9 protein-coding genes and 1 tRNA gene are annotated in these 7,760 nt (G+C 46.9%); 7 read left to right on the forward strand and 3 right to left on the reverse strand.

Features of this window, described 5'->3' with window-relative positions:
* Positions 1-434: 434 nt before the first annotated feature.
* The 7 genes from plsX to H6F50_RS11760 all read left to right on the forward strand — a co-directional run bounded on the left by plsX (position 435) and on the right by H6F50_RS11760 (position 6,106).
* A complete protein-coding gene (gene plsX, locus H6F50_RS11730; protein ID WP_190428835.1) occupies positions 435-1,466 on the forward strand; it encodes a phosphate acyltransferase PlsX in 1,032 nt (343 codons plus the stop codon).
* A gap of 127 nt (positions 1,467-1,593) precedes the next feature.
* Entirely contained in the window at positions 1,594-2,592 is a 999-nt protein-coding gene (locus H6F50_RS11735; protein ID WP_190428836.1) for a beta-ketoacyl-ACP synthase 3, read from the forward strand.
* A 239-nt stretch (positions 2,593-2,831) separates the two neighbouring features.
* Positions 2,832-3,719 carry an ACP S-malonyltransferase gene (gene fabD, locus H6F50_RS11740; protein ID WP_190415641.1) on the forward strand — a complete coding sequence of 296 codons (888 nt, stop codon included), beginning with the start codon at positions 2,832-2,834 and terminating at the stop codon, positions 3,717-3,719.
* Positions 3,709-3,846 (forward strand): hypothetical protein, encoded by a 138-nt coding sequence (locus H6F50_RS11745; protein WP_190428837.1) that lies wholly within the window; start codon positions 3,709-3,711, stop codon positions 3,844-3,846. Before fabD ends, H6F50_RS11745 begins: the two co-directional genes overlap by 11 nt.
* Positions 3,839-4,498 carry a 1-acylglycerol-3-phosphate O-acyltransferase gene (locus H6F50_RS11750; protein WP_190428838.1) on the forward strand — a complete coding sequence of 220 codons (660 nt, stop codon included), beginning with the start codon at positions 3,839-3,841 and terminating at the stop codon, positions 4,496-4,498. Before H6F50_RS11745 ends, H6F50_RS11750 begins: the two co-directional genes overlap by 8 nt.
* A 181-nt stretch (positions 4,499-4,679) precedes the next feature.
* The gene (locus H6F50_RS11755) at positions 4,680-5,729 is read left to right on the forward strand and encodes an AI-2E family transporter (RefSeq protein ID WP_190415744.1); all 1,050 of its coding nucleotides are present in this window, start codon (positions 4,680-4,682) and stop codon (positions 5,727-5,729) included.
* Between the two features lie 74 nt (positions 5,730-5,803).
* On the forward strand, positions 5,804-6,106 hold the full coding sequence (locus H6F50_RS11760) for a DUF2288 domain-containing protein (protein WP_190415638.1): 303 nt from the start codon (positions 5,804-5,806) through the stop codon (positions 6,104-6,106).
* On the opposite strand, the gene H6F50_RS11765 is transcribed toward H6F50_RS11760, so the two are convergent.
* From H6F50_RS11765 to H6F50_RS11775, 3 genes are all read right to left on the reverse strand, one after another.
* The gene (locus tag H6F50_RS11765; RefSeq protein ID WP_190428839.1) at positions 6,045-6,722 is read right to left on the reverse strand and encodes a YdcF family protein; all 678 of its coding nucleotides are present in this window, start codon (positions 6,720-6,722) and stop codon (positions 6,045-6,047) included. The genes H6F50_RS11760 and H6F50_RS11765 overlap by 62 nt on opposite strands.
* A 143-nt stretch (positions 6,723-6,865) precedes the next feature.
* Positions 6,866-6,939 (reverse strand) — tRNA-Arg (locus tag H6F50_RS11770).
* Between the two features lie 49 nt (positions 6,940-6,988).
* On the reverse strand, positions 6,989-7,760 hold a 772-nt coding region (locus tag H6F50_RS11775), incomplete at its 5' end, for a tocopherol cyclase family protein (protein WP_190428840.1).

Consider the following 7,760-nt stretch of genomic DNA (forward strand, 5'->3'; position numbering starts at 1 on the left):
TGGGTAGTATCTATCTCTGTTGTTTTTACCCCAGCCATATTCATCCACAGCGCTACCAATCCAGAGCCAAATAATTGCAACATTCCTCACTTTCCTTTATTCACTAAACAAAGAGCCTGCCGGATGTGCAAGCTACAAAAAAAGCCCAAGGCGGAAATTGCTTCCGCCAGAATGAAGATATTTTTTCGGGAGTTCGCGTATAGGTAAAGCACAAGCAGGGACAAGGAATGAGTAATCGGTGAGCAAGCGAAAATGGATAAACTCTCCCGTGGGACAACTAGTTCTCTATCTTTACCTATTTAGGAGTACCATTTTTTTCAGCATTCTTTTATTTATCCTTCCTGCGTCCTGTTTCATCCTCCCGGATTGGCCCCGGTTTCTCCACGAGTCATCGGGTACTGGTAGAATTTTTAAGGTTTATATCACTTTGATCAATGGGATCGACTCGCGCACGGATCGCAATTGACGCTATGGGTGGCGACCACGCCCCCGCCGAAATCGTTGCTGGAGCGCTTAGGGCACAGGAAGAATTAGACGTAGAGGTTTTGCTGGTGGGCGATCCTCATCAGATTGAAGCTTCCCTAGGGCAACACACCAGTTCTCATCTTCCTCAAATTGTGCCTTCTGAGGGCACAATTGAAATGCACGAGGAGCCTCTAAGTGGTTTAAAACGCAAGCCCAAGGCTTCGATCAACGTAGCAATGGATTTGGTAAAACAAAAACAAGCCCAAGCAGTAGTGTCAGCGGGTCATTCAGGAGCCGCTATGGCATCTGCTCTGCTGCGACTGGGACGCCTTCGGGGGATCGACCGCCCCGCCATCGGAGCAGTTTTGCCAACGATGGTAGCTAGTAAATCAGTGCTAATTCTCGATGTCGGCGCAAATGTCGATTGTCGTCCTAAATTTTTGGAGCAGTTCGCACTGATGGGATCGATTTACAGCCAGTATGTGCTGGGTGTAGACGTTCCTAAAGTCGGCTTACTCAACATTGGTGAAGAAGAATGTAAGGGGAACGATCTAGCGGTTCGCACTTACCAAAGGCTGCAAGAGAATTCGCAAATTTGCTTTGCTGGCAATGCCGAAGGGCGAGATGTCCTGACGGGTAATTTTGATGTGGTCGTTTGCGATGGTTTTGCCGGGAATGTTTTGTTGAAATTTGCTGAAGCCGTTGGTGAGGCAGTATTGCAAATCCTCCAGGAAGAGTTACCTCAAGGACTGCGCGGGCAAGTCGGCACGGCTCTGTTGAAACCAAACTTGCGGCGAATAAAGCAGCGAGTCGACCACGCGGAACATGGCGGTTGCTTGTTGTTGGGGGTAGGAGGCATTTGTATTATTAGCCACGGTAGCTCCCAGGCTCCGTCAATTTTTAACGCGATTCGCATCGCGAAAGAAGCTGTTGATAACCAGGTACTGGAGCGAATTCAGTCTCAAGATATCAGTGCTAAACAATCGGCAATCGGCGAATAGCAACAAGTATGAAGGATGAAGTGTAAAATGTGACATTCCAGCGTCGATCGTTTAGAATTAATCGATTTAGCTAAAAGCTAAAATGCTGATAGCTGATACCTAAAGACCCCAGCAAGCATGGAGAGCAATGTTGCAACAAACAGGCGTCGGCGTCGCCATTACCGGAAGCGGCTCTGCGATCCCCTCAGGTTCTCTGGATAATCATGGACTCACTCAGCTGGTAGATACTTCCGATGATTGGATCGCCAGCCGCACCGGGATTTGTCAGCGACGGCTGGCGGGTGAGGAGTCCTTATGTTCGATCGCCACACTCGCGGCACAAAGAGCGATCGTAATGGCTGGGATCGCCCCAGAAGACCTGGATTTAATTATTCTGGCAACCTCAACTGCCGATGATTTGTTCGGGAGTGCCTCAGCAATTCAGTTTCAACTGGGAGCATCTAGGGCGGTAGCTTTTGATTTAACAGCCGCTTGCTCTGGATTTGTCTTTGGTCTAGTTACGGCATCGCAGTTTATCCGCACCGGCGTCTATCAAAATGTCTTGCTGATTGGGGCTGATATTCTGTCGCGCTGGGTAGATTGGTCAGATCGGGGAACCTGCGTGTTATTTGGGGATGGTGCTGGTGCCATTGTCATGCAGGCGAGCGATCGCGATCGCCTGCTGGGATTTGAACTCCGCAGTGATGGAACCCAGCACAAATCCCTCAGCCTAGCCTACACGGCACAGCCTAAAGAACTGGTTCCTGGGATCAACGTCCAAGCTGGCACTTACCACCCCATCACCATGAACGGTAAGGAAGTTTATCGCTTTGCCGTGCAAAAAGTGCCGGAAGTGCTGGAAAAAGCAATGTTTCGCGCAAATATCAGCATTGAACAAATTGACTGGTTGCTTTTACATCAAGCCAATCAGCGAATTCTTGATGCCGTCGCCCAACGCTTAAAGATTCCTGCTGAAAAAGTCATTAGCAATCTTGCTAACTACGGCAATACTTCTGCTGCTTCCATTCCCTTAGCGCTGGATGAAGCTGTGCGAGAAGGCAAAATTAAACCAGGAGACATGATTGCAACTTCCGGCTTTGGCGCGGGTCTAACGTGGGGCGCAGCGATTTTCCAATGGGGCAGATAAATCAATTTTAGATTTTGAATTTTGCGGAGGTCGGAGATTCTCTGCCTCCAATAATTTTCGATAGGTGGATTGGTAATGGGTAATGAAAGTTAGGAGTGTTAAGGATTGAGTTTTAAGGCAAGAAAGAAATTCTTGAAGTCAAAACTCAGACGCGATCAATTGCGCCTCTAAAACTGAAAACTTTTCTCCAATTACCTATTGCTAATTGCCAATTACGAATTACCAATTACCAATGACCAATGACAAAGACCGCATGGGTGTTTCCTGGGCAAGGTTCTCAGGCAATCGGAATGGGAGTGGATTTATTAGACTTGCCAGAGGCAAAGGCTAAATTTGAGCAAGCCGAGCAAATTTTAGGCTGGTCTGTACCAGAAATCTGTCAGAGTCAGGAAGATAAATTATCCCGCACTCTTTATACCCAGCCCAGCCTGTATGTGGTAGAAAGCATTTTAGCGGATCGAATGCAAGCTGGGAGACATCAACCTAACCTCGTTGCCGGTCACAGTCTGGGAGAATACGTTGCTCTCTACGTCGCCGGTGTCTTTGACTTTGAGGCGGGGTTGCGCCTAGTGAAACGTCGGGCAGAATTTATGGATAGTGCGTCCGATGGCATGATGGCAGCGCTGATTGGCTTTGACCGCGAACAGCTAGAACAACAAATTCAGCAGACCCCCGACGTTGTGTTAGCCAACGACAACAGTTCCGCCCAAGTCGTCATCTCTGGAACGCCAGAAGCGGTGGAGGCAGTGCTAAGTCAAGTAAAGGTTAAGCGTGTTGTCCGCTTGAATGTTTCAGGAGCCTTTCACTCTCCCTTAATGGCGGAAGCTGCCGCCGAGTTCCAGGTAGTTTTGGAGTCAGTTCCATTTAATTCTGCTCAAGTGCCAGTGCTGTCAAATGTGGAACCTGTCCCATCTGTGGACGCTGATATTTTAAAAGAGCGCCTCATCCGTCAGATGACCGGCTCGGTGCGGTGGCGAGAAATTTCCCTACAATTGCCAGTACAAGGAATTTCGCAGGTTGTGGAAATTGGTCCAGGGAAAGTCCTTACGGGTTTAATTAAACGTACTTGCCCCGATTTAACTTTGGAAAACGTGGGTAGTGTTGCAGAGTTGCCGAATGCAGAATAAAGTCCGGCGACCGCAACAGCGCGTGCGAGTGAGAGAATGGAAAAATTCCCTCCTTCCCTCATCAGCCAGGGAACGAGAAAAATCAGACAAGGTGGTTAAAGGTTTACAGCGAGAGTACGGTGGATAGCGAATTATCTAATCTAGGCAGAAGCCGCGAGCCTGTTTCGAGTTTAGTTCTATACCACCTGTTTAAGTGGTCGGTGGTCAGCCCCGTGCTTCATGCCTACCTGCGAGGTCGGATTTATGGATGCGAACACGTTCCTCCGATTGGACCACTTCTAGTGGTTAGCAATCATGCCAGTGATTTCGATCCGCCGATTTTGTCCTGCTGCGTGCGACGACCCGTAGCGTATATGGCAAAAGAAGAACTGTTTCGAGTCCCTGTTTTGAAGCAGGCAATTAAGTTGTATGGTGCTTACCCCGTCAAGCGGGGTTCCGCAGACCGGAGTGCGATTCGTTCGGCGCTGTCTCTCCTAGAGGAAGGGTGGGCGGTCGGTGTCTTTTTACAAGGAACGCGGACGCCAGACGCCAGAATTTCAGACCCAAAGCTAGGTGCTGCGCTGATTGCCGCCAAGGCGAAGGTGCCGTTGCTGCCCGTTAGTTTGTGGGGTACGGAAGCGATTTTTAAGAAAGGTTCGCTGGTTCCGCGTCCGGTGCCAGTAACGGTGCGGATTGGTCAGGTAATTAATCCTCCTAATTCAACAGACCGGGATGAGTTACAGGCGGTAACGCAAAAATGCGCCACAGCGATTCATGCTTTACACGATTTAGGCCGTTAAAGAATTTCAAAAGACAAGATTTTCTCGGCGAAATTAAAACGTTGGGATGATGTCCTGACAGTTGCGCTTTCAGTAGGATTAGGTTATTCCAAATCTGTCTGGATATCCGGCTATTGGTTCATTCAATAAAGAAATGAGTCAATCACCAGGATTCTGGATTAAATCACCATCCCAAAAAGAAATGAGCGAACCTTCTGCCAAGTATCTTTTGCAGCGTCTGAACAATTTGGCATTGGTTAGATTTTTGCTTTTCGTTGCTTCTGGCTGGGCGTTTGTAAAAATTTTAGCTTACTTTGAAACAGTTATTGTCATTTTTACATTTGCAGCTATTGTCGCTTTTCTACTGAGTTATCCCGTGCGATCGCTAACTCGTTTTGTGCCTCACGGTGTTGCTGTTACCGTGGTCTTTATTCTAGGCATGATCGTGATTGCTAGTCTTACTGTCACAGTTGGTTTAACAGTTGTATCGCAAGGGCAACAATTAATTTCTAGCTTAACAACCTTTTTAAATTCTTTAATTCCTTTGGCTTATCAAATAGAAAAATTCCTTTTAAGATTCAATGTTCAAGTAAATTTGAGCATAATTCAAGAACAATTTCAGAATCAAATCGTCTCATCGCTGGGGTTAGGAATCGGTTATAGCTTAACGACTATACAAGTATTTTTTGCCAATTTTCTTAATTTGATATTAATTTCCGTTATTTCTTTTTTTATGTTGCTAGATGGAGAAAAGCTTTGGAAGCTTATTCTTAAGCTTGTTCCTGCACATTTACAAAATAGATTTACCATTGTCATTCAACGCAAGTTTCTCGGATTTTTTCGAGGACAGATGGTTTTATGTTTATTTCTGACTACGACTACTTTTTTGGTTTTTTTAATTTTAAATGTACCATTTCCCTTACTTTTGGCAATTATTGCTGGATTATTCGATTTAATCCCTGGGATTGGAGCTACTTTAGGGGTGGGTATTGTTTTTCTTATTTTATTGTCTCAGAGTGTTTGGTTAGCCGTTCAAGTAGTTGTTGTTTGTATCATAATTCAGCAAGTACAAGACAATTTCATCACGCCCCGGATTATGCAAAATTCGCTTAATATTAATCCAGTTGTTGTATTTTTCGCCTTACTAGTAGGTGCTAGAGTAGCAGGATTACTCGGAATTTTTATTGCAATTCCGATTACTGGAGTCATTGTCAGTTTATTTGAAATTGACGAAATGAAAGCAGAATCTTAGAGGAATGACATGAAGAGTAGCAGCTTCTATAAAATAGATTAAAATAAAATTTACTGGAATCAAAACAAGTAAAAATGCAGGGTTTAAGAGAAGAATTAGCAGAATTGCTAGATGAGGCTGAGTGGAACTGGCTGATGCCTCATGCGGAACGGGAGGCTGTGGTTATCGTAGCTCAAGAGCTGGACTTGCTAGATGTTGGGGTAGCGATCGCTAATGATGATGTTTCCTCTGTGCAGCACTGGATTAGCGAACAATTGATTTACAAGCCCTCCGAAGCTCAGAAACAAGATTGGAACGACAACAAAAACAAGCGATTCAGCGCTCTGATTGTGTCGCCTTATGTCTTGGTGAAAGAAACGGCAACGATTCCTGCTTAATCTGATTTGATGACTGACCGAGGGTGGCTCCCGTATAGCCGGTAGTCACCCAAAGAATGGCTCTGGCTCCATCCCGAATTGATTTCTCAATCGGCTCCTGCGGTATGTCCGAAGGCACGATCACGGGCTTTAGAGTAATGCCCCGACTGCCTAAAACAATCTCTCCAATGACTCTGGCGCGGCGCATATGATAGTCAGAGGTAATTAAATAGATGCTGGTGATCCCAAGACTCTGCAACTCATCAACCAGCGTCGTAAAGTTCGTAACCGTATCCACCGCCTGATAGTCCAAATGCAGGCGACTAGGGGCAACCCCAGCTTTGGCAAAAACCCGTTTAACGTAAGCTTTGTTAGTGCTACCTGAAGAAACCCAGATGGGCAAATCTGAATGCTGACGAGCCATCCTTGCTGCCAACTTCTCCCGCTCCAAGGCTGAGGTAGAGCCACCCAAAACTAACATTGCCTGGGGTTTGACCAGGCTTTTTTTAACTTCCTTGTAACCAAACCACAGCGCCACGGGTAGAGCGAGCATTAGCAGCCGAGAATATCTACTTTTAGAGCGCGAGGGCTTGGAAGACAAGTGTTTTTGTCGGCTAGCACCAATTTTCAGGATCATCAATCAATTGAAAAAGCCGTGTTTACATGGGAAGCGATACGCACGAAGCGCGATCGCTAACTGGTTAAAATTCCCTATCCTAGCTAGCGTCCACGTAGATACACTCCACGGGGCGACTAACTGTTTTAGAGAGTAGCAGACAACGGGACTGGCCAGGCTCGAACCGGCGACCTAGCGCTTAGGAGGCGCTCGCTCTATCCAACTGAGCTACAGCCCCAATTCTAAGGCGATCATAGCAGCCCAAGGGCAGCATTACCCAGTTGAATTTAAGTAGACCGCCAGGTTTCTTCCCAAGGGCCACCGCCTGTTTCCAATCCACATAGAGAACTGCCAGCTTTCAGGATGATTTTAGATTTGTCACCCCGTTGGCGCAGTTCTAGGTCAACTTGACCGTTCATCGTGTCGCGACAACAAAAGATTAAACCCTTTTCCGTGGGGGCACGCAGGAGAGTCCCCGGTAGATTTGTAGTAGCGGTTAACTCAACTTCAAACTCGGAGTTATGAGCTTGCATTTGCCAGCTGCCCCAAGGCTCGATATTCCAACTTACTTTCGAGTTCCAGGGTACAAATTCATAAAATTTTCCTTGATAGTGCAAGCCAATCATCGCCACCGATTCCATCCACCACAGCGCCCCGCGTCTGCCTCCACCAGCCGTTAAGGCGATATCTGAAGACTCATCAAAACTATTGCAATTCAGCCAGAACCATTTTTGAGGAAAAGAGCGCCCCCAGTTTTTTTCACCGTAGGCAGGGGCGTTGGTGAAGTCGTAGCGTTTTCCATTCCACTCAATCCAGCCAGTTGCCAGCCCGTGAGCCATCAAAATTTGCCATCCCGGTTCAAAAATCGGGAAAGAAGACAACCATCCGGCTGTTGATTGTTGTGGCTGATTTAGATTTCCCCATCCATATACAGGTTTAATTTCATACTGCCAACGCGCTTGAGAACCCGTGCCCGGATCGTGTAAAGCTCCCTGATGCCAAGTAGCGGTGGCTTGATAGCCATCCTGAACGTGACGCTCAAAAGCCTCTGGAGGGAGG

The organism is Coleofasciculus sp. FACHB-712, assembly GCF_014695635.1.
GTDB lineage: Bacteria > Cyanobacteriota > Cyanobacteriia > Cyanobacteriales > FACHB-T130 > FACHB-T130.

Coding starts and splice junctions, on each gene's coding strand:
- H6F50_RS11765 (WP_190428839.1), bottom strand. CDS start 6,722: ATGATCCTGAAAATTGGTGCTAGCCGACAAAAACACTTGTCTTCCAAG.
- H6F50_RS11745 (WP_190428837.1), top strand. CDS start 3,709: ATGCAGAATAAAGTCCGGCGACCGCAACAGCGCGTGCGAGTGAGAGAA.
- plsX (WP_190428835.1), top strand. CDS start 435: ATGGGATCGACTCGCGCACGGATCGCAATTGACGCTATGGGTGGCGAC.
- H6F50_RS11735 (WP_190428836.1), top strand. CDS start 1,594: ATGTTGCAACAAACAGGCGTCGGCGTCGCCATTACCGGAAGCGGCTCT.
- H6F50_RS11760 (WP_190415638.1), top strand. CDS start 5,804: ATGCAGGGTTTAAGAGAAGAATTAGCAGAATTGCTAGATGAGGCTGAG.
- fabD (WP_190415641.1), top strand. CDS start 2,832: ATGACAAAGACCGCATGGGTGTTTCCTGGGCAAGGTTCTCAGGCAATC.
- H6F50_RS11755 (WP_190415744.1), top strand. CDS start 4,680: ATGAGCGAACCTTCTGCCAAGTATCTTTTGCAGCGTCTGAACAATTTG.